Genomic DNA, 19,972 nt, shown 5'->3' on the forward strand with positions numbered 1-19,972 from the left:
GAACCCTTACCTGGAGCCCTCCATGGACATCGGCCTCGTCCTTCAGACCGACCCGCCCGCCCGGCTGCTCATCGACCGGATGATCCGCGCCGAGCAGGCCGGTTTCAGCCACGGCTGGACCTTCGACTCCTGCGTGCTGTGGCAGGAGCCCTTCGTCATCTACAGCCGGATCCTCGCCGAGACCGAGCGGATGACCGTCGGCCCGATGGTCACCAACCCCGGAACCCGCACCTGGGAGGTGACCGCCTCCACCTTCGCCACGCTCAACGACATGTACGGCAACCGGACCGTCTGCGGCATCGGCCGCGGCGACTCCGCCATGCGGGTCGCCGGACGACGCCCCGCCACCCTCGCCCGGCTCTCCGAAGCCATGCACGCCATCAAGGAGTTGGCCGAGGGGCGCACCGCCGAGGTGGACGGCACCGAGATGCACCTGCCGTGGGTCCGCTCCGGAGCGTCGCTGCCGATCTGGATGGGGGCGTACGGTCCGAAGGCACTGAACCTGACGGGTCGTCAGGCCGATGGTTTCATCCTGCAGCTGGCCGATCCTTACCTGACCGAGTTCATGATCAAGGCGGTACGGGCCGCCGCCGTCGAGGCCGGCCGGGATCCGGACTCGGTCACCGTCTGCGTCGCCGCCCCGGCCTACGTCACCGCCGACGACTCGCCCGAGGCGCTCGCCCACGCCCGGGAGCAGTGCCGCTGGTTCGGCGGGATGGTGGGCAACCACGTGGCCGACCTGGTCAGCCACTACGGCGAGCACTCCGACCTGGTGCCGGAGGCGCTCACCGACTACATCAAGGACCGGCAGGGCTACGACTACAGCCACCACGGGCGGGCCGGGAACCCGGACACGGCCTTCGTCCCGGACGAGATCATCGACCGCTTCTGCCTGATCGGCCCGGCGGAGGCGCACCGGGCCCGGTTGGCGGAGCTCCGCTCGCTCGGCGTCGACCAGTTCGCCGTCTACGCCATGCACGACGCCATCGAGGCCACCATCGACGCGTACGGGACGGACGTCATCCCGCACCTGTGACGCCGGCCCGCGCAGTTCCGTGTGACCTCCTGCCCGTGCCGCCGATCGCGAACCATCCTGTGCGCCTGTCTGTGAACCCGGCCGTGAAGCTGCCTGTGAACCCGCCCCTGACCCCAACCTGAGCCCGGCCGCGGATTCGGCCGTGGCGGACGGGAGTTGTCCGTGTCCGGAACCGAAACCAGTGGCAGCAGACAGCTGCATCACCCCGACGGCCGGGTCGAACTGGGCCCGGCCGACGGACAGTTGCCCCCCAACGGATTCACCAGCGACGACCTCCGGCCGGTCCCGGTGGCGCGGCGCACCTGGACCACGTACAACTTCCTCGCGCTCTGGGTCGGCATGGCCCACAACATCCCGTCCTGGACCCTGGCTTCGGGCCTGGTCGCGCTCGGCATGGACTGGAAGCAGGCGGTGCTGACCATCGCACTCGCCAACCTCGTCGTGCTGGTCCCGATGCTGCTCACCGGGCACGCCGGCACCAAGTACGGCATCCCGTTCCCGGTCTTCGCCCGCGCCTCGTTCGGGCTGCGCGGCGCCAACCTGCCGGCCCTGCTGCGGGCGGCGGTGGCCTGCGCCTGGTTCGGCATCCAGACCTGGATCGGCGGCGAGGGCATCTTTCTGCTGGCCGGCAAACTGCTCGGTGAATCCTGGCGCACCGCGGGGGAGTTCGGCGGACACCCGTGGACCCAGTGGCTCTCGTTCCTGCTGTTCTGGCTGATCGAGATGGTCATCATCGCGCGGGGGATGGAGGCCCTGCGGCGGTTCGAGAACTGGGCGGCGCCGTTCGTCATCGTCGGCGCGCTCGCGCTGCTGGTGTGGATCACCGTCAAGGCGGGCGGGGTCGGGCCGCTGCTCGACCAGCCGTCCAGGCTGGGGTGGGGCGGCGGCTTCTGGAAGGTCTTCTTCCCGGCGCTGATGGGCATGATCGGGTTCTGGTCCACGCTCGCGCTGAACATCCCCGACTTCACCCGCTTCGGCGGCAGTCAGCGGGCCCAGATACGCGGGCAGGCGCTCGGCCTGCCGACCACGATGACGCTCTTCGCGTTCCTGTCCGTGCTGGTCACCTCTGGCTCCGAGGCGGTCTACGGGGTGCCGGTGTGGGATCCGATCCAGCTGGCCGCCAAGATGGAGAACCCGGTCGGCATCCTGTTCGCGCTGCTGACCGTGCTGGTCGCGACGCTGTCGGTGAACATCGCCGCCAACGTCGTGTCGCCCGCCTACGACCTCGCCAACCTGCTGCCCCGCCTCGTCGGTTTCCGGACCGGGGCGCTGATCACGGGGGTGGTCGGGATCGCGATCCTCCCGTGGCGGCTGATCTCCGACCCGCACGTGTACATCTTCACCTGGCTGGGCGTGGTCGGCGGCCTGCTCGGCACCGTCGGCGGAGTGCTGATCGCCGACTACTGGGTGCTGCGTCGCACCCGCCTCCGGCTCGCCGAGCTGTACCGGCCGGGCGGGGCGTACTGGTACGCGGCCGGTTGGAACTGGAGGGCCGTCACGGCGCTCCTGGTGGGCGGCGTGCTGGCGGTCGGCGGCTCGTACTCCACCCTTGACGCCGATGGGGCGAAGCAGGGTCCGTTCCCGGCGGACGGCCTGATCCCCGTCCTCAAGCCGCTCGCCGATTACGGCTGGGCCGTTGGGCTCGCGGCGGCGGCCGTGGTGTACCTGGGGCTGAGCGGGCTGTTCGGGAGGGGAGCTGCGCGGGCGGGGGAGGGCTGACGGATGACGGCGAACGGCTGACAGATTTTGAAATCTGTCAGCCGTTGGTGGTCGGTTGTTCGCTGTCGTCCGTCGTCCGTCGTCCGTCGCCTGCCGTCTGCCGCCTGCCGTTCGCTCCTCACCCGGTCGCTGCCGCCGCCCGGCCGACGGCGGCGAGGACCTTCGCGGTGCCGTCCTCGACGGTCAGGGCCGCCGCGACGGCCCGGGCGCGGGTGCGGTAGCGGGGGTCGTCGAGGGTCAGGCGGAGGGCGGTGGCGAGGCGGGCCGGGGTCAGGGTGCGCAGCGGGACGGGCCCGGGGGAGACGCCGAGCAGGGCCAGCCGGGCGGACCAGAACGGTGCGTCGAGCTGGGCGGGCACGGGGACGGTGGGAGTCCCGGAGCGGAGGGCGGCCGCCGTGGTTCCGGCGCCCGCGTGGTGGACCACGGCGGCGGTGCGGGGGAAGAGCCAGTCGTGCGGGGTGTCGCCGATGGTCAGGACGGAGTCCGAGTCCTCGGCGGCCAGTTCGCTCCAGCCGGACTGGAGGAGGAGGCGCACCCGGGCGGCGCGGGCGGCGGCGAGGACGGTGGCGGTGAGCCGCTCGGGGTCGGGGACGACCAGGCTGCCGAAGCCGACGAAGACCGGCGGCGGTCCGGCGGCGAGGAAGTCGAGTAGCCGGGCCGGGGGTGTCCAGTCCGGCCGCTCGGGCGGCCACCAGTAGCCCGCCACGTCCAGCCGGGGGTGCCAGTCGGCGGGCCGGGGCACCACCAGCGGCGAGAAGCCGTGCAGGACGGGGTGGTTGCGACGGGCCCGGGCGACGCCGAGCGGCGGCAGGCCGAGCCGCTGCCGCAGCCCGCGGACGGCCGGCCCGAAGAGCTGGTCCGTCGCGGCCTGGACGGCGTGCCCCGCCAGCAGGTTGCCGGACCGGCCGAGCGACCGGGTGCCGGTGACGGCGGGCGCGAACTCCCGGGTGGGGGAGAGGGGCTGGAGGTACAGCCCGATGCTGGGGATGCCGACCGCCTCGGCGGCGACCTGGCCGAGCGCGCTGGTGGTGCTGGTGGTCAGCAGCAGATCGGTGCCGAGCGCCGTGGCATCGGCGATGCCCTCGCCGAGTGCCGGCATGAACCTCCTGGCGAGCCGCAGGAGTTGCAGGATTCCACCCGGTCCGCTGCCGGCCCGCAGCAGGCGCCGGCCCTCGGCGGAGGCGAGTTCGGCGCGCGGGTCGACCGGTAGCGGGCGGAACTCCAGCCCGGCGGCCCGGACGGGCCCGGCGAAGGTGTCGTGGGTCGCGACGGCCACCTGATGTCCGGCCGCCCGCAGGCGGACGCCGAGCCCGGTGAAGGGGGCCACGTCGCCCCGGGAGCCGGCGGTGGCGATCAGGATGCGCATGGTCGCAGTATTTCGGCGTCGGCGGCGGGCAGGAAGGGCGCCACGCGCGGGGGCGGTCCGGCCCCGTCGACCGGTATCGAACGCCGGCCTGCAGGTGGCGGGCGCCGTGACTGACCACGTGGCTGACCCCGTCTGATCCCTGCGGTGGGCCGGGCGGCCGAACCGGGCGGCGGAACCGGGGGGCGGGCGGAGGCGTCCTTCCGGGCAGAGCGCACGGGACGGGGCCCGGGGCGCCGCAGACGGGAGGGGATGTCGGAATGAGCATCGTCGCGTGGATCGTGCTGGGCCTGCTGGCGGGTGCGCTGGCCAAGCTGCTGCTGCCGGGGAAGGACCCGGGCGGCCTGATCGTGACCACCCTGATCGGCATCGCCGGATCGTTCGTCGGCGGCTGGATCGCGTCGCACTTCCTGCACCGCTCGGTCACCGCGCACTTCTTCGACGCCGCGACCTGGGTGTCGGCGATCGGCGGCGCCCTGGTGCTGCTGATCGTCTACCGGCTGCTGTTCGGCAACTCGCGCCGCTGACGGCCGGGTTCGTTCCGGCGTCGGTACCCGGGAGGCCATGGGACGGCCTGCCGTGAGGGGTTCCGCCGCCCGGAGCGGCCGCGCCCGGATGGCCGGTTCGCACCGGTCCTTCCGGGCGCTGGAACGGTGCGGGGCTCTCGTACGTCCTTCCGGTCGGACCCGGGGGCTCGACGGGGTCGTCACACCGATGACGCAAGGGGCGGCGGATGAGCTGGATGGCGTGGATCGTGCTGGGCCTGGTGTCGGGGACGCTGGCCAGGATGGCGATGTCGAGGGGTGAGCGCGGCCTGATCGGCAGCACCCTGATCGGGATCACCGGCTCCTACATCGGCACCTGGATCGTCTCGAACTGGATGCACGGGGCGGTGAAGGTGAGCTTCCTCGACATCACGACCTGGGTGTCGGCGATCGGCGGCGCGATGGTCCTGCTCCTCGCCTACAAGGTGTTCCGCTTCATCATCCGCCGCTGACCACCGGCCCGTGGCCGGCGGCCCCGGACGCCCCGGACGCCTCGGCGACCCAGTCCGGGAGGGGCTCGCGGGCGGCGAGCCAGCCGGGCGGCACGTCCGCGAGTCCGGTCCGGGCGGCGACCACGCCGGCGGCGATGGCGCAGGTGGTGTCCTTGTCGCCCCAGCCCTCCAGGGTGTGCCAGACGGCCTCGGGCAGCGAGTCCAGGTGCCCGGCCGCGGACCAGAGGGCGAACGGCACGGTGTCCGGGGCGGAGATCAGGGTCCCCGAGCCGAGCACGCTGGCGGCGTGCCGGACGCTGGTGTGCCCGGGCAGCCGGGCGGCGATCCGCAGCCCGGAACGGACCTCGCAGTCCGGCAGCCGTCCGGCGACCTCGGTCAGCAACTCGGCCCGGCCGGGCGGGCTTCCGCCCCGGCTCCGGACCGCCAGCGCCGCCGCGAGGGCGACCGCCACCGCGCCGGCGACCGCCTCCGGGTGGAAGTGGGTGGTGAGCGCCTGCAGTTCGGCCTGCCGGACCACCGTGTCGAGGTTGTCGGCGAACCAGGCCCCCAGCGGGGCGACCCGCATCGCGGCGCCGTTCCCGTGCGAGCCCTGGCCCTCGAACTGGCCCGCGGTGATGGCGCGCCAGTCCCCGCCGGTGCCGATCCCGCGCAGTACCCGGTGCATCGACGGGCCGTACTTGCGGCCGTACTCGCGGGCGTACTCGGAGGCGAACTCCCGGGCGAGCGCGTCCGGCCGGACCTCTCCCGCACCGAGCAGGTGGCGGACCAGCACGAGCGCCATGGCGGTGTCGTCGGTCCAGTGCCAGGGCGCGCGCCGGACCAGACGGGCGGCCAGCGCGGCGGCTGCCTCGTCCGGCGGGACCGAGAACCAGCGGTCGCCGAAGGCATCGCCGAGGGCGAGCCCCTCCAGGCTGTCCAGGACCGGGCGGGCCGTACGCATGTCATCCTCCGAGTGAGATCAACTGTGCGCGGCAGTCTGCCGGACGGGCGGGGCGCCGGCGAACGGGCTTCCCGTCGCTCGCCGGCGCCCCGCGTGCTGACGTACCGTCACTTCACCTTCAGGCCACCGAGGACGAGCTTCCAGACGGCCTCGAACCGGTCGTCGACCCCGGGCGTGGACCAGGTGGACGCGTAGGCCGGGTCGTGGAAGGGGCTGGTGGCGTCGAAGACGGCGCGGGCGGTGTTGCGGATGTGGGTGAGCTTGAACTCCTTGCGCTCCGTGCCGTCCGTGACGATCTGCGCGATCTGGTCGACCAGGGTGTCGACATGGGCGTCCACCAGGCCGCTGTTCTCCTCGACCAGCACCATGTAGGTGGCGAACAGCTCCGGGTCGTCCAGCGCCTTCTTCCGCTTGGCCGTGAACAGCGTCCTCAGCCAGCGGTGCAGCCGCTCGGAGGCGGGGCCGCCCTCGCTGGAGACGGTCGCCAGCTCGTGGTGCGCCTGGTCCAGCCAGCGCTGGGTGACCGCCTCGCGCAGCGCGGCCTTGCTGGGGAAGTGCCGGTAGACGCTGCTGTGGCTGACGCCGAGGATGCGGGCGACGTCCACGACGGTGGCCTTGGCCGGGCCGAACCGCCGGAGGACGTCCTCCGCCGCGATCAGGATCTGCTCGGCGGTGAGTGTGGTGTCCGTGGTCACGGGGAGGTCCGTCCTTTGGGTCGTGCGGTCGGGTCGTGCGGTTGGGTCGTGCGGCGTCGGTGGTGCGGTCAGTGCTCGCTGTCCAGGTGGGCCATCTGTGCGGCGGCGTACCGGTCACCTGCGGCGGCGCCGGCGGGTACGGCGGCCTCGACGGCGGCGAGGTCGGGCCCGGTCAGCGTGACGTCGAGCGCGCCGAGGGCCTCGGCCAGACGGTCCCGGCGGCGGGCGCCGACCAGCGGGACGACGTCCTGCCCGCGCGAGGCCACCCAGGCGATGGCGACCTGGGCGACGGTCGCGCCCCGCGCGGCGGCGATCTCGCGCAGGGCCTCGACCAGCGCCAGGTTGTGGGCCAGGTTCTCGCCCTGGAAGCGCGGACTGTGGCTGCGGAAGTCGGTGCCGGCGAGGGCGCGTTCCCGGTCCCAGTGGCCGCTGAGCAGGCCGCGGGAGAGCACGCCGTACGCGGTGATGCCGATGCCGAGCTCGCGGGCGGCGGGCAGGACGGCGGCCTCGATCGAGCGGGAGAGCAGCGAGTACTCGATCTGGAGGTCGCTGATCGGGTGGACGGCGGCGGCCCGGCGCAGGGTGTCGGCGCCGACCTCGGAGAGTCCGATGTGGCGGACGTAGCCGGCCTTCACCAGGTCGGCGATGGCGCCGACGGTCTCCTCGATCGGGACGTCCGGGTCCAGACGGGCCGGGCGGTAGACGTCGATGTGGTCGGTGCGCAGGCGGCGCAGGGTGTAGGAGAGCGCGGTCTTGGTGGCGGCGGGGCTCGTGCTGTAGCCGAGCCACTGGCCGTCGGGGCCGCGCTGGGCGCCGAACTTCACGCTGATCTGCACGCTCTCGCGGTCGCGGCCGCGCAGCGCTTCGTGGATCAGCAGCTCGTTGTGGCCCATGCCGTAGAAGTCGCCGGTGTCGAGGAGGGTGATTCCGGCGTCGAGGGCCGCGTGGATGGTGGCGATGCTCTCGGCCTCGTCGGCCGGGCCGTACAGGTCGGACATGCCCATGCAGCCGAGGCCGAGGGCCGAGGTGACCGGCCCGGTGGTGCCGAGGGTGCGCTGGGCGGGGCGGGTGTGCGGGGACACGGGGACTCCAAGGGGCGGGTGCGGCGCCGGGAGGCGGGGGCAGGGTGGCCCGGATGCCACTGTGGCACGACAGCGAACAGATTTCAAAATCTGTTCGCTGTCGTCTGTTATCTGAAAGTTGAACTCTGTCTGTTGTCATTTGTTCGGACGAACGCCCCCCGGATCAGCCACCCCGCCGCAGCTGCCCGAACGGTCGCGGCACGGCTGCCCGCCGGCCGTCAGCGGGCGACCCGGCTGCGGGTCTCGTACGCGAAATCGGTGAACTCGGGGTGGCGGAGCATCCAGCCCTTGATGAAGGGGCAGGTCGCCAGCACGGCCAGGCCTCGGGCGCGGGCGTCGTCCAGGGCCGCGCGGGCCAGCGCACTGCCGATGCCCCGGCCCTCGAAGGCGGGCTCGACCACGGTGTGCGGATAGACCACCAGCTGGTCGCCGCGCAGGTACTCGGCGAAGCCCGTCGGCCGGTCGTCCTCCCAGGCCTCGAAGCGGTTGCGGGCTTCCACGTCACGTACCGAGAGGGTCATCGAGGCTCCTCACCGCCGGAGAGCCGCGGCCGGGCCCGGCCCCGGTCCGTCATCGGGCGACCGGGGCCGCCCCGCCCGTCGATCGCCGGTCGTCCCCGTACCCGTCCCCTCCGTCTCCGTCTCCGCCTCCGCCCGCTCCGTCCATGTCTTCTTCGCGGCGGCCGTCGGCTCACCGGCCGCGCTCCCGACCGGCGCCCAGGCCTCGCGTCCGCCCGGCGCCCGCAGCAGGTAGGCACGGGCGGGCGGCACGTTGCGCCACACCGTGCGCTCGCCCAGGCCGTACGCCGCCTCGAACCCCCGCAGCAGCCGCACCACCGCCCGGTGGCGGGCGCCCCGGCGGGGGCCCGAGGTGAGGGTGCGCGCCGTCGTCGTGCCGAGGTACCCGAAGTACGTCAGCTCGCCGCCGGGCGCCAGCAGCCGCAGGTAGAGGTCGAGGATGTCGCGCACCTGCGCGGGCTCGAAGTTGGTGAACGGCAGCCCGGACACGATCGCGTCGTACCGCTGCGTGCAGTCCTCCGGCCGGGCCCCCTCCGGCTCCGCCGTACGGGACTCCGGAAGCTCCTCGACCCGGCAGGCCGACAGCCGCAGCCCGATGCCGGGGTGGCGCGCGGCCAGGACGGGGTCCTCCCGGAGCCGCTCCGCGAACCGCGGGTTGGCCTCGACGACGTGCAACCGGTCGCCCGGGCGCAGCACTCGGGCGAGCCGGCGGGTCACCACGCCCGTTCCGGCGCCGACCTCCAGCACCGAGATCGGACGGTTCGGGCGGCTGGTGACCGGTACCACCAGCGCGTTCACCAGCTCAGGGCCGCTCGGGGCCAGCGCGCCGGTGTCGTGGAAGGTGCGCAGGGCCTCGGCGAGGAACAGCAGGCGGTCCCCGCCGGCGGACGAACCGTACCGGGGGGAAAGGGACTTGGGGCCGTGGTGGAGCCGTTCACTGGTCATGCCCTCGACGCTAGGCGGCACGGGGCCGCCGCGAATCGGCCGGTCAGTGGCGCCGACCCCCGACGAAAGTCGAGGGTGCGGTTACCCGGAAGACAGAGGTGCTCCACGGTCGAGCGCCCCTAGCATCGAGCCCGAGGTACCGAACACCGAACGTGCGGAGAGCTTTCGGGGCGGGGGAAGAGGAAAGGAGGAGCGTCATGCGCAGGAGTGTGCTCGGCTGGTACGGGCCGGACCACCGGGCCGGGACCGATACCTTGTTGCTGCTCGGAGTGCTCGGCCTGGGCATCGAGGAGGCGTTGGCCCAGTGGACGCGCTCCGACGGTCCACTGCGCCTGCCGCGCACGGTCGTTGCCGCGCTCGCCGCGCTCTCGCTCGTCTTCGCCCGCCGCTACCCGGTGGCCTCGGCCGTGCTGCCGGTGCTCACCGGCGGGTCGTTCAACCGGGCCTTCCCCGGCCTGTTCAGCGTCTTCCACCTCGCCTACCTGGGCCGGACCGGCCCGGCGGTGGCGGGCGGCGCGGCCATCGTGGTGGGCAGTGCGGCGGGTGCGAATTCGCTGATCGGCTGGGCCGGCACCGCCGGGTCCCAACTCCTCGTCCAGGCCGCCGTCCTGGCGGTCGCCCTGTGGCTGCACGGCAGACGGGTGCTGATCCGCACCCTGCACGAGCAGGTCGACGCGCTGCGCCGCGAGCGCGAGCTGCGTGCCGACCAGGCCCGAGCCGCCGAACGCGCCCGGATCGCCCGGGAGATGCACGACGTGCTGGCCCACCGGCTCAGCCTCCTGGTGCTGCACGCCGGGGTGCTGCGCGACCAGGCCAGGGCCGGCACCGTCGCCGCGGACACCGACCGCCTCACCCACCGACTCGAACTGCTGCGCACCACCGCCGCCCGATCGCTCGACGATCTGCGCGACGTCCTGGGCGCGCTGCGGGCCGACCCTCCGGCCCCGCACGCAGCGGGAGGCGATCCGCCCGTGCCGGCCGAGGCCGGGAGCGTCCCGGCGCCCGCCCTGCGCGACCTCACCGAACTCGTCGGCGAGGCGAACCAGGCCGGCCAACGGGTCGAACTCGCCCTCTCGGGAGACCCGGAGACCATCCCGACCACCCACCGGCTGGCCGTGCACAGGCTGGTCCAGGAGGCGCTGACCAACGCCCGCAAGTACGCGCACGCCGCGCCCGTCACCGTCCGGGTCGGCTACGGGGCGCCGGCGACGACGGTCGAGGTCCGCAACGGCCCGGGCGAGGCGATGCCGGACGGGCCGGGTGCCGGCGGCGGGTACGGGCTGGTCGGGCTGGCCGAACGGGTCGAGGCCCTCGGTGGCCACCTAGACGCCGGTCCGGAGGGTGGCGGCGGCTTCCGGCTCTCCGCCCGGTTGCCCGCGCCGGACCGCCCGCCGCAGCTGGTGCCCGACCCGGCTCCCGCCCCGGGCGAGGGTTCGCCGCCACCACCGGGGCGCGCGCCGTCGGACCCGGCGCGGGCGTCTCCGGGGCCGGGGCCGAGGCAGGGGGGATCCGGACAGGGGAGACCCGGGCAAGGAATACGAGGGGCACGGCAGTCGCAGGAACGGGTGCAAGGGGCGCACCACCCGGAGCGATCCACGGGACCGGAGCGATCGACGGGACCGGAGCAGCCGATGGAACCGGAGCGTTCGATGGAACCGGAGCAGGAACCGAAGCAGCAGCCGAAGGGTGCCGCATGATCCGAACAATGGTGGTCGACGACGACGCGCTGGTTCGCCTCGGCCTGGTCGACCTCCTGGCCCAGGACCCGGCACTCACCGTGGTCGCCGAGGCCGCCGACGGGCTGCAGGCCGTCGAAATCGCCGGAAGCCGGCGGATCGACGTCGCGCTGATGGACATCCGGATGCCCCGGCTCGACGGGATCGCCGCCACTCGGCGGCTGCGCGAACTCCCGGACGGCCCGCGGGTCATCGCCCTCACCACCTTCGATCTGGACGAGTACGTGTACCAGGCACTCGCGGCCGGGGCGGACGGCTTCCTGCTCAAGGACACCCCGCCCGCGGAGATCGCCCGGGCCGTCCACGTCGTCGCGGGCGGTCAGGGGATGCTGCACCCGGCGGCCGCGCGGCGGCTGATCGACCGCTACCACCGGGTCGGGGCACCCCGATCGGTGGCCGCCCGTCACCGGGTCGCCGGACTCACCCCGCGGGAGACCGACGTGCTGCGCGAACTCGCCGACGGCCTCTCCAATGCCGAGATCGCGGGCGTGCTCGGAATGCGCGAGAGCACCGTCAAGGCGCATGTCAGCCGGATCCTGACCGGGCTCGGTGTCGGCAACCGGGTCCAGGCGGCGCTGCTCGCACGCGACGCCGGGCTGGTGGGCGACGGTGGCTGAGGACGAACGGCGGAGAGCGACTGCGGCCGGGACCGCGCACCGGGGTTCCGGTCGGTCGCGCACGCTCGCACACATTCGTGCACGTCCGTGCCGGGCCTGCTCCCGCCGTACCCGGAGCTCTCCGCCCACCCCGGCGCCCTCCCGCCGTGCAGGGGCGCCGCCCTGTCGTGTCCGGGCGGGCAACCGAGGCACGTCGAGGCTCGGAGGGGCACACCGGGGCACGGCACCGGCCGGTGTTCACGCGGGTGTTCCCCGGACGTTCCCCCGGAGTCGGGGTGGGCGGGGCAGCGGGCTTCCCTGAGCCGCCGCGTGCTCCCGGTTCGTATCGCATGCTGAGCCGCTGTCACCCATCCGGCGTGGAATTGCCGTGCCTTGGCCGTTTGCGCTGCCGAACTCGGGCGGCGGGTCCATGGTGGAGATGGGCGCGATCCGGCGACCGCGTCCGCGCGCCGATCCAGGCCCGCGCGCCGAGCGCCCGCGCCGATCGTGGACGGGCGGCCTCCGAAGCGGGGCCCGGTACCGGCACGCTGGGAGCAGGGCCACCTCGCAGGAAACCGAACGGTTCTTCTAGGCTCACATCTCGGCTTCCCTGCGGCGGTCCGGCCATTGCGCCCGCTGCCGGGAGGCCACCGTCCACGGGGGCTCCGGGCGGACCGGGGCCCCCGGATCGAGCGAGGAGGACGCACATGCCAAGCACGCCGCCCAGCCGTTCCACCGTACTTGGGCCAGACGGGCCGATCCGGTGGGCCGCCCATCACCCCGGCCGACCGGTGCGGTCCGGCCGGGCCTGGTACCCGGGTGGGAGCGGTCGGCCGGTACGGCCGCTGTATACCGGCGGTGGTCGCGGAGGCGAGCGTTGAGTCCCCAGATCGTCGGGGCGCCCGCCGTGCCGGGCGCCGCCGTGGAACCCGACCCGACGCCGGTCACCGTCCCGGCCGCCACCGACGGCGAGGCCCTCGCCGCGACCACCGCGACCACCACCACTGCCGCCACCACCGGTACCGCCACCGCTGCGGGCGCCACCACCGGCACCGCAACTGCCGCTGCGGCTCAGGCCACTGCGGCTCAGGCCACTGCGCTTCCGGCCGCCTCGGCTCAGGCCGCCGCGGTAGCGACCGGCGCGGCGAAGACCGCCGTGACCACGGCAGCCGGCGCCAAGACCGCAGCGACCAAGACCGCAGCGGCCAAGACCACGGCAGCCAAGGCCGCGGTGGCCAAGTCCGCCCTCACGAAGTCGTCCCTTGCCAAGGCCGTCGTCGCGAAGAACGCGGTGGCGACGACCGCGGTGCCGAGGAGCACGGCCGGAAAGCCCACGGCGGGCCCGGCCGCCACCGCCACCCCCGGGGCCTCCACCGTCATCACGGCGCTTCCCGGTGTGCCGCAGGCGCTCAGCGCCCGGGCCCGTACCCTCGCCGGAGCAGTCCGGCGGCGCTGTGCCGATCTGGCGCGGATCGAGTCCCCCAGCGGGGACGCGCCCAGACTCGACGCCCTCGCCGAGGAGTTGGCGGCCGGCTTCCGTGCCACCGGTGCCACCGCCCGGCGTGAGCCCGGACCGGCCGGGGACCACCTCGTGCTGGAGTGGGAGGGCCGGGACGAGTCCCTGCCGCACCTGCTGATCGTCGGGCACCACGACACCGTCTGGCCGGTCGGCACCCTCGCGGACTGGCCGGTGACCGAGCAGGACGGCCGGCTCACCGGCCCCGGCGTGGTCGATATGAAGGGTGGACTCGCCGTCCTGGAGAGCGCGTTGTCGCTGCTCGTGGACCTGGGCGAGCGCCCGCACCGGACCGTCCGCCTGGTCGTGGTGTCCGACGAGGAGGTGGGCAGCCCGGACGGGCGGCGCCTGGTCGAGCGCCAGTTGCGCGGCGCCGCGGCGGTCCTGGGGCTCGAACCACCGCACCCCGACGGTCGGTTGAAGACCGCGCGGCGCGGCAGCACCCGGGTGCGGCTCACCGTGACCGGTCGCGAGGCGCATGCGGGCAACGACGCCCACGACGGGGTGTCCGCGGTCGACGAGCTGGTGGACCAGCTCGTGGTGGTGCGGGACCTCGCCGGCCAGCCCGGCACCGAGCTGAACGCCGGTCGGATCAGTGGTGGTTCGCGTGCCAACGTGGTCGCCGGTCGGGCCGAGGCCGAGTTGGGGCTGCGCTTCGCCACCGTCGAGGCGCAGCGCCGCACGCTCGACGACCTTGCCCGGCTCGCCCCGTTGCGTCCGGGTGCCCGGGTTCGTACGGAGGTGCTGTCCAGTCGTCCGGCCTGGCCCGAGCGGACCGGCAACCCGCTGCTGCGGCACGTGCGTTCGCTCGCCGCGGTTCTCGGTCAGCAGCTGGACGGCGGTCCGGCGGGCGGGGCGGGGGACACCAACCTGCCGGGCTCGCGCGGGCTTCCGACCCTGGACGGCTTCGGGGCGGTCGGTGCCGGGGCCCATGCCCGGCACGAATACATCCGGCTCGACCAGATCGCCCCCCGGATCGCCCTGCTGGCGGCGCTGCTCGCCGTTCCGCTGCCGCGACTGCGTGACCGCGCGGAGGGGTGAGGCGTTGCGGTGAGCCGCTGACGGTCGGCAGCTGACAGCCGGAAGCAGACAGCTGACAGCTGACAGCGGACGGCCGACAGTAGTGGACGGTATGCAGTAGACGGACGCCGGCGAACAGATGACAGCCGACAGATAACAGCTGACAGATTTCAGAATCTGTCAGCTGTTATCTGTTTCGCACCTTGCCATCCCTCCGCCCCGCTGCGCAGAATGGTACCGACCGAACGGTCAGTCGGTTGGTTGATCGGGCGCTCCGGCAACCGACCGGGCAGGACGGGCAGGACACGAGAGGGGACTGTGGTGACAGCAGAGGTGGCCGAGGCGGTCCCCGCGCAGACGCCGGAGGACCGGTTCGAGGCGGTCGTCGCCGCTGAGCAGCGGATCGAGCCCAGGGACTGGATGCCCGACGCCTACCGGGCCACCCTGATCCGCCAGATCGCCCAGCACGCACACTCCGAGATCATCGGCATGCAGCCCGAGGGCAACTGGCTGACCCGGGCGCCGTCCCTGCGCCGCAAGGCCATCCTGCTCGCCAAGGCCCAGGACGAGGCCGGTCACGGCCTCTACCTCTACGCCGCCGCCGAGACCCTCGGCGTCGACCGCGCCGAGCTCACCGAGAAGCTGATCTCCGGCCGCCAGAAGTACTCCTCGATCTTCAACTACCCGACCCTCAGCTTCGCCGACGTCGGGGTGATCGGCTGGCTGGTGGACGGCGCCGCGATCTGCAACCAGGTCCCGCTCTGCCGGTGCAGCTACGGCCCGTACGCCCGCGCGATGGTGCGGATCTGCAAGGAGGAGTCCTTCCACCAGCGCCAGGGCTACGAGCTCCTGATGACGCTGATGCGCGGCACCGAGGCCCAGCGCCGGATGGTCCAGGACGCGGTGGACCGCTGGTGGTGGCCGTCGCTGATGATGTTCGGCCCCTCGGACTCCGACTCGCCGAACAGCGCCCGCTCGATGGCCTGGCGGATCAAACGGCACAGCAACGACGAGCTGCGCCGGCGGTTCGTCGACATGACCGTCCCGCAGGCCGAGCACCTGGGGGTCACGCTCCCGGACCCGGAGCTGCGCTGGAACGAGGAGCGTGGCGGTTGGGACTTCGGTGAGCCGGACTGGTCCGAGCTGACCAGGGTCATCCACGGCCAGGGCCCCTGCAACGCCCAGCGGATCGAACGCCGCCGTGCCGCCCACGAGGACGGCGCCTGGGTGCGCGAGGCCGCCGTCGCCTACGCGGCCAAGCGCGCCGCCGAGGCTGCCGAAACCGCCGGAGCCGCCGAGGCCGCCGGAGCCGCCGAGGCCGCCGGAGCCGCCGGAGCCGACCAAGCCCCCGGACTCACCGAAGCCACCGAACAGGAGAACGGAAAGTGACCGAGCCCCAGGTTGGCTCCCCGGCCGGGTCCAAGGCCGGCTGGCCGCTGTACGAGGTGTTCGTGCGCCCCCGGCGGGGGCTGAACCACGTCCACGTCGGTTCGCTGCACGCCGCCGACGACCGGATGGCGCTGCTCGCCGCCCGCGACCTGTACACCCGGCGCAACGAGGGCGTGAGCCTCTGGGTGGTCCGCTCGGACGCGATCACCGCCTCCACCCCGGACGAGCGCGACCCGTTCTTCGATCCCAGCGGCGACAAGGTCTACCGCCACCCGACCTTCTACGACATCCCCGAGGATGTCCCGCACATCTGACGGGGGAGCCACCGTGCACGACCACACCACCTCCACCACCGGAACCACCACCGGCGCCGGCCCGGGCGGCGGCCAGGACGACCACGTCTACCTCAGCCTCGCCGACGCCGCCCCCGGACCCGAGGGCGAGGGCCGCTGGGCGTACGGGACGGGCTTCGCCGACCCGCTGCTCGGCGTGGACACCACGCTGCCCGCCGGTCTGGACGGCGCCGACCTCGCCGCCTACTGCCAGATGCTGGGCGACGACGCCCTGGTCCTCGCACAGCGGCTGATCGAGTGGTGCACCCGGGCGCCCGAGCTGGAGGAGGAGGTCGCGCTCGCCAACCTGGGCCTCGACCTGCTCGGCCAGGCCCGTCTGCTGCTCACCCGGGCCGGGCAGGCGGACGGCACCGGCCGCACCGAGGACGACCTGGCGTACTGGCGCGAGGAGCACGAGTTCCGCAACGTCCGCCTGGTGGAGACGTCGAACGGCGACTTCGCGTACTCGATCGCCCGGCTGTTGCTGTTCGCCACCGCGCGCGGCGCCCTGTACGAGGCGCTGAGCGCGCACCCCGATCCGGTGCTGGCCGCGGTCGCGACCCGGGGTGTCAAGGAGCTCGCCTACCACCGGGAGTACGCGACGGCCTGGACGCTTCGTCTCGGTGACGGCACGCCGTACTCGGCCGAGCGGATGCAGGCCGGGCTGGACGCGGTCTGGCCGCTGCTGGAGGAGCTGTTCACGGCGCACCCGGTGGAGCTGCGGGCGGGTGTCGACCCGGCGACCCTGCGCGAACCGGTGCTGCGCTCGCTCACCGCCGTCCTCGCCGAGGCCGGGCTGACCCTGCCGGACGCGCCGCCGCTGGCCACCGTCCTCGGCCGGGCCGGCCGGGACGGCGTGCACACCGAGGCGCTCGGCCCGCTGCTCGCCGAGCTCCAGGTGCTGGCCCGAGCCCACCCGGGGGCGACATGGTGACCAACGACGTGGTGACCAATGACGTGGCGACCGACGGCATCGTGACCGACGAGGTCGCGGCGGGTACGGCGGGTACGGCGGGCAAGGCGGGTGCGGCGGAACCGACGACCCGCGACGTGGCCTGGGTCGTCGCCGCGGCCGTCCCGGACCCGGAGCTGCCCATGCTCACCCTGGCCGACCTGGGCGTCCTGGCCGGGGTCGAGGTGGACGGCGGCAGCGGTACCGTCACCGCCTGGCTGACCCCGACCTACTCGGGCTGCCCCGCCGTCGCCGAGATGGCCACCGACGTGGACCGCCGGCTGCGCGCGGCCGGCTACCCGGACGTCCGGGTGCGGCTGCGGCTGGACCCGCCGTGGTCCACCGACCTGATCACCGCCGAGGGCCGCCGCAAGCTCGCCGAGGCGGGCATCGCCCCACCGCGCCCGACCGCCGCCGTCGCGGCCGCGGCCGGACCGGTGGCGCTCACGCTGGGCCCGACCCGCTCCGGAGCCCCGACCACGGCCGGGCCGGGCACCGTTCCCCCCGTGCCGTGCCCGCAGTGCGGCGGGACCGACACGGAGGAGCTGTCCCGCTTCGGTTCCACCGCCTGCAAGGCGCTCTGGCGCTGCCGGGCCTGCCGCGAGCCGTTCGAACGCGTCAAGGAGATCTGAATGCCCGCCGCTTCCGCCGCCGCCGGCTCCGCCGTTCCCGCCGCCGCTGTTCCCACGCCCGTCGACACCGGGTCCGTCGACACCGGGTCCGTGGTCTCCGCGTCCGTCGACACCGGGTCCGCGACCGGCATCCGCCCCGCCCGCCGTCCGACCTTCCACCGGTTGCGGATCGACCGGGTCGAGCGGCTCTGCGAGGACGCCGTCGCGGTGACCTTCGCGGTGCCGGACGGGCTGGCGGAGGAGTACGCCTTCCGCCCCGGGCAGACCCTGACCCTGCGCAAGCTGGTGGACGGCGCCGACGAGCGCCGCTCGTACTCGATCTGCGCCCCGGTCGGCGGGCCGCTGCGGATCGCCGTCCGGGAGGTGCCCGGCGGGTTGTTCTCGCGCTGGCTGGTGCGCGAGGCGAAGCCCGGCGAGGAGGTGGAGGTGCTGACGCCGTCCGGCCTGTTCACCCCCGAGCTCGGGGTCCCGGCCGACCACGTGCTGCTCGCGGCGGGCTCCGGCATCACCCCGATGCTGTCGATCGCCGCCTCCGTGCTGGCCGCCGACCTCAGCTCCACCGTCACCCTGCTCTACGGCAACCGGCGCAGCGACACCGTGATGTTCGCGGACGAGCTGGCCGACCTCAAGGACCGCTACCTCGGCCGCTTCCAGCTGGTCCACGTGCTCTCCCGGGAGACCAGGGACGCCGAGCTGCTCAGCGGCCGGCTGGACCCGGAGCGGGTACGCGCGCTGCTGGCGGCGCTGGTGGACGTCGGGAGCGTCGGGCACTGGTGGCTGTGCGGCCCGTTCGGCATGGTCACCGGGGCCAAGGACCTGCTCGCCGAACTGGACGTGCCGGGCGAGCGGGTGCACCAGGAGCTGTTCCACGCCGAGGACGAGCCGCTCCCGGAGCGCGACGAGGACTGGGAACGGACGGACGCCTCGGCCGACGGCGGGTCGGGCCCGCAGAGCGAGGTGACCGTCGTGCTCGACGGCCGCGGCAGCACGCTCTGCCTCCCGCGCGACCGCTCGATCCTGGACGGCGCCCAGCGCTCCCGGCCCGACCTGCCGTTCGCCTGCAAGGGCGGAGTCTGCGGCACCTGCCGCGCCCTGGTCACCGAGGGCGAGGTGGAGATGCGCCGCAACTTCGCCCTGGAGGAGAAGGAGCTGGCCGCCGGGTACGTCCTGACCTGCCAGGCCCGCCCGCTCACCGACCGGGTGACCGTCGACTACGACCGCTGAGCGAGCTCAGACGGCGGCGGGCTCCGCGACCCGGTCCGCGAGCGCCGGGTCCCCGAGCAGCTTGACCAGGTCGTTGACGGCCGCGCGGCCGGCCCGGTTGGCGCCGACGGTACTGGCGGACGGACCGTAGCCGACCAGGTGGACGCGCGGGTCGGCAGTGGCGCGGGTGCCGGTGAGGGCGATCCCGCCGCCGGGGGAGCGCAGCCCGAGCGGGGCGAGGTGCCCGACCTCGGGCCGGAAGCCGGTGGCCCAGACGATCGCGTCCACCGCCAGCTCCTCGTCGCCCCAGGCGACCCCGTGCTCGGTCAGGCGGTCGAACATCGGGCGGCGGCGCAGCGCGCCCAGCTCCTGGGCACGCCGGAGGGCGACGGACGGGCCGAGCCCGGTCACGCTGACCACGCTGCGCACCGGCAGGCCCTGCCGGACCCGCTCCTCGACCTTGGCGACCACCGCGCGCCCGTACTCCGGGGTGAACGGTCCGTCGTGGTACAGGGGTTCGGCGCGGGTGACCCACACCGTCTCGCCGACGGCGGCGACCTCCGACAGCACCTGCACGGCCGAGGCGCCACCACCGACCACCAGCACGCGCCGGCCCGCGAACTCCTCGGGACCGCGGTACTCGGCGTAGTGCAGCTGGCGGCCCGCGAAGTGACCGGGGTAGTGCGGGAGGAAGGGCCGGGTCCAGGTGCCGGTGGCGTTGATCAGTGCGCGGGTGGACCAGACACCGTGGTCGGTCTCGACCAGCAGCCGGGCGTCCGGTCGTTCGGACTCGGCGCGAACGGCACGCACCGCGACCGGGCGTACGACCGGGAGCGCGTGCCGGACCTCGTACGCTGCGAAGTACTCCGGCACCACCTCGCGCGCGGGGGCCCCGGGGTCCGGCGGCGGGAGTTCGGCGTCGGGGAGGTCGTGGACGCCGTGCACGGTGGCCATCCGCAGGGACGGCGAGCGGTGCGCCCAGGCGCCCCCGGGGACGGCGTTGGCGTCGAGGACGACGAAACCGCCGTCGACGCCCGCCCGGTACGGGGCGAAACCGCGGCGGCCCAGGTGGTAGGCGGCGGAAAGGCCTGCCTGCCCGGCACCCACCACCAGGACGTCCACGCGTTCCGGAACGCTGTTCGTTGCACCGTAAACAGTCACGCCGCTGAAACATCAGGGGGTCGACGGCTGTTCCCGTCGTCCCGCCGTCGTCCCGCCGGGGCTCCGCCGGCGTCCGTGGAGGAGCGAACGGTGGTCGCGAACGGGAGTGCGCGGGCGGAGGCGCGAAGGCGCGGAGGTGC

The 19,972-nt window shown here is 74.0% G+C and carries 19 protein-coding genes; 12 read left to right on the top strand and 7 right to left on the bottom strand.

What is annotated here, in order from left to right:
* Window positions 1-22: 22 nt before the first annotated feature.
* Both ACZ6EM_RS04995 and ACZ6EM_RS05000 read left to right on the top strand, forming a co-directional pair.
* Window positions 23-1,036, top strand: a complete 1,014-nt coding sequence (locus ACZ6EM_RS04995; protein WP_465771700.1) for a TIGR03842 family LLM class F420-dependent oxidoreductase — start codon at window positions 23-25, stop codon at window positions 1,034-1,036.
* 162 nt (window positions 1,037-1,198) lie between these two features.
* Entirely contained in the window at window positions 1,199-2,755 is a 1,557-nt protein-coding gene (locus ACZ6EM_RS05000) for an NCS1 family nucleobase:cation symporter-1 (RefSeq protein ID WP_465771701.1), read from the top strand.
* Window positions 2,756-2,873: 118 nt separating this feature from the next.
* Here the strand turns inward: ACZ6EM_RS05000 and ACZ6EM_RS05005 are convergent, their stop codons facing one another.
* Window positions 2,874-4,121, bottom strand: a complete 1,248-nt coding sequence (locus ACZ6EM_RS05005; RefSeq protein ID WP_465771702.1) for a glycosyltransferase — start codon at window positions 4,119-4,121, stop codon at window positions 2,874-2,876.
* A 257-nt stretch (window positions 4,122-4,378) separates the two neighbouring features.
* Between ACZ6EM_RS05005 and ACZ6EM_RS05010 the strand changes: the two genes are divergently transcribed.
* The gene (locus ACZ6EM_RS05010) at window positions 4,379-4,645 is read left to right on the top strand and encodes a GlsB/YeaQ/YmgE family stress response membrane protein (RefSeq protein ID WP_355254305.1); all 267 of its coding nucleotides are present in this window, start codon (window positions 4,379-4,381) and stop codon (window positions 4,643-4,645) included.
* 206 nt (window positions 4,646-4,851) lie between these two features.
* Entirely contained in the window at window positions 4,852-5,115 is a 264-nt protein-coding gene (locus ACZ6EM_RS05015; protein ID WP_465771703.1) for a GlsB/YeaQ/YmgE family stress response membrane protein, read from the top strand.
* On the opposite strand, the gene ACZ6EM_RS05020 is transcribed toward ACZ6EM_RS05015, so the two are convergent.
* The 5 genes from ACZ6EM_RS05020 to ACZ6EM_RS05040 all read right to left on the bottom strand — a co-directional run bounded on the left by ACZ6EM_RS05020 (window position 5,102) and on the right by ACZ6EM_RS05040 (window position 9,295).
* Window positions 5,102-6,055, bottom strand: a complete 954-nt coding sequence (locus ACZ6EM_RS05020) for an ADP-ribosylglycohydrolase family protein (protein WP_465771704.1) — start codon at window positions 6,053-6,055, stop codon at window positions 5,102-5,104. The two genes, ACZ6EM_RS05015 and ACZ6EM_RS05020, sit on opposite strands and share 14 nt — an antisense overlap.
* Window positions 6,056-6,162: 107 nt before the next feature.
* Complete coding sequence (locus ACZ6EM_RS05025; RefSeq protein WP_465771705.1) at window positions 6,163-6,750, bottom strand: TetR/AcrR family transcriptional regulator; 588 nt, start codon at window positions 6,748-6,750, stop codon at window positions 6,163-6,165.
* A gap of 68 nt (window positions 6,751-6,818) precedes the next feature.
* Complete coding sequence (locus tag ACZ6EM_RS05030; protein WP_465771785.1) at window positions 6,819-7,754, bottom strand: aldo/keto reductase; 936 nt, start codon at window positions 7,752-7,754, stop codon at window positions 6,819-6,821.
* A gap of 296 nt (window positions 7,755-8,050) precedes the next feature.
* The gene (locus tag ACZ6EM_RS05035) at window positions 8,051-8,353 is read right to left on the bottom strand and encodes a GNAT family N-acetyltransferase (RefSeq protein WP_465771706.1); all 303 of its coding nucleotides are present in this window, start codon (window positions 8,351-8,353) and stop codon (window positions 8,051-8,053) included.
* A gap of 9 nt (window positions 8,354-8,362) precedes the next feature.
* Window positions 8,363-9,295 carry a class I SAM-dependent methyltransferase gene (locus ACZ6EM_RS05040; protein WP_465771707.1) on the bottom strand — a complete coding sequence of 311 codons (933 nt, stop codon included), beginning with the start codon at window positions 9,293-9,295 and terminating at the stop codon, window positions 8,363-8,365.
* Window positions 9,296-9,492: 197 nt separating this feature from the next.
* On the opposite strand from ACZ6EM_RS05040, the gene ACZ6EM_RS05045 reads away from it, so the two are divergent.
* From ACZ6EM_RS05045 to paaE, 8 genes are all read left to right on the top strand, one after another.
* Window positions 9,493-10,992 (top strand): sensor histidine kinase, encoded by a 1,500-nt coding sequence (locus ACZ6EM_RS05045; RefSeq protein ID WP_452177942.1) that lies wholly within the window; start codon window positions 9,493-9,495, stop codon window positions 10,990-10,992.
* On the top strand, window positions 10,989-11,648 hold the full coding sequence (locus ACZ6EM_RS05050) for a response regulator transcription factor (protein WP_359900504.1): 660 nt from the start codon (window positions 10,989-10,991) through the stop codon (window positions 11,646-11,648). Before ACZ6EM_RS05045 ends, ACZ6EM_RS05050 begins: the two co-directional genes overlap by 4 nt.
* An 856-nt stretch (window positions 11,649-12,504) precedes the next feature.
* Window positions 12,505-14,184, top strand: coding sequence for a M20 family metallopeptidase (locus ACZ6EM_RS05055; protein ID WP_465771708.1), 1,680 nt, complete (start codon window positions 12,505-12,507; stop codon window positions 14,182-14,184).
* A 210-nt stretch (window positions 14,185-14,394) separates the two neighbouring features.
* Window positions 14,395-15,552: a 1,2-phenylacetyl-CoA epoxidase subunit PaaA gene (gene paaA / locus ACZ6EM_RS05060; RefSeq protein WP_465771709.1), complete on the top strand. Its 1,158-nt coding sequence runs from the start codon at window positions 14,395-14,397 to the stop codon at window positions 15,550-15,552.
* Complete coding sequence (paaB, locus tag ACZ6EM_RS05065) at window positions 15,549-15,866, top strand: 1,2-phenylacetyl-CoA epoxidase subunit PaaB (protein ID WP_359900510.1); 318 nt, start codon at window positions 15,549-15,551, stop codon at window positions 15,864-15,866. Before paaA ends, paaB begins: the two co-directional genes overlap by 4 nt.
* A gap of 13 nt (window positions 15,867-15,879) precedes the next feature.
* The gene (paaC, locus tag ACZ6EM_RS05070; RefSeq protein WP_380537955.1) at window positions 15,880-16,818 is read left to right on the top strand and encodes a 1,2-phenylacetyl-CoA epoxidase subunit PaaC; all 939 of its coding nucleotides are present in this window, start codon (window positions 15,880-15,882) and stop codon (window positions 16,816-16,818) included.
* On the top strand, window positions 16,812-17,468 hold the full coding sequence (gene paaD / locus ACZ6EM_RS05075) for a 1,2-phenylacetyl-CoA epoxidase subunit PaaD (RefSeq protein WP_465771710.1): 657 nt from the start codon (window positions 16,812-16,814) through the stop codon (window positions 17,466-17,468). Before paaC ends, paaD begins: the two co-directional genes overlap by 7 nt.
* Window positions 17,469-18,692, top strand: a complete 1,224-nt coding sequence (paaE, locus tag ACZ6EM_RS05080; RefSeq protein WP_452177938.1) for a 1,2-phenylacetyl-CoA epoxidase subunit PaaE — start codon at window positions 17,469-17,471, stop codon at window positions 18,690-18,692.
* 6 nt (window positions 18,693-18,698) lie between these two features.
* On the opposite strand, the gene ACZ6EM_RS05085 is transcribed toward paaE, so the two are convergent.
* A complete protein-coding gene (locus tag ACZ6EM_RS05085) occupies window positions 18,699-19,832 on the bottom strand; it encodes an NAD(P)-binding domain-containing protein (RefSeq protein ID WP_465771711.1) in 1,134 nt (377 codons plus the stop codon).
* Between the last annotated feature and the right edge of the window lie 140 nt (window positions 19,833-19,972).

It is taken from the genome of Kitasatospora sp. NPDC041917 (genome assembly GCF_055589745.1).

Coding starts and splice junctions, on each gene's coding strand:
- ACZ6EM_RS04995 (WP_465771700.1), top strand. CDS start 23: ATGGACATCGGCCTCGTCCTTCAGACCGACCCGCCCGCCCGGCTGCTC.
- ACZ6EM_RS05005 (WP_465771702.1), bottom strand. CDS start 4,121: ATGCGCATCCTGATCGCCACCGCCGGCTCCCGGGGCGACGTGGCCCCC.
- ACZ6EM_RS05010 (WP_355254305.1), top strand. CDS start 4,379: ATGAGCATCGTCGCGTGGATCGTGCTGGGCCTGCTGGCGGGTGCGCTG.
- ACZ6EM_RS05015 (WP_465771703.1), top strand. CDS start 4,852: ATGAGCTGGATGGCGTGGATCGTGCTGGGCCTGGTGTCGGGGACGCTG.
- ACZ6EM_RS05020 (WP_465771704.1), bottom strand. CDS start 6,055: ATGCGTACGGCCCGCCCGGTCCTGGACAGCCTGGAGGGGCTCGCCCTC.
- ACZ6EM_RS05030 (WP_465771785.1), bottom strand. CDS start 7,754: ATGGGCATGTCCGACCTGTACGGCCCGGCCGACGAGGCCGAGAGCATC.
- ACZ6EM_RS05035 (WP_465771706.1), bottom strand. CDS start 8,353: ATGACCCTCTCGGTACGTGACGTGGAAGCCCGCAACCGCTTCGAGGCC.
- ACZ6EM_RS05040 (WP_465771707.1), bottom strand. CDS start 9,295: ATGACCAGTGAACGGCTCCACCACGGCCCCAAGTCCCTTTCCCCCCGG.
- ACZ6EM_RS05045 (WP_452177942.1), top strand. CDS start 9,493: ATGCGCAGGAGTGTGCTCGGCTGGTACGGGCCGGACCACCGGGCCGGG.
- ACZ6EM_RS05050 (WP_359900504.1), top strand. CDS start 10,989: ATGATCCGAACAATGGTGGTCGACGACGACGCGCTGGTTCGCCTCGGC.
- paaA (WP_465771709.1), top strand. CDS start 14,395: ATGGTACCGACCGAACGGTCAGTCGGTTGGTTGATCGGGCGCTCCGGC.
- paaD (WP_465771710.1), top strand. CDS start 16,812: ATGGTGACCAACGACGTGGTGACCAATGACGTGGCGACCGACGGCATC.
- paaE (WP_452177938.1), top strand. CDS start 17,469: ATGCCCGCCGCTTCCGCCGCCGCCGGCTCCGCCGTTCCCGCCGCCGCT.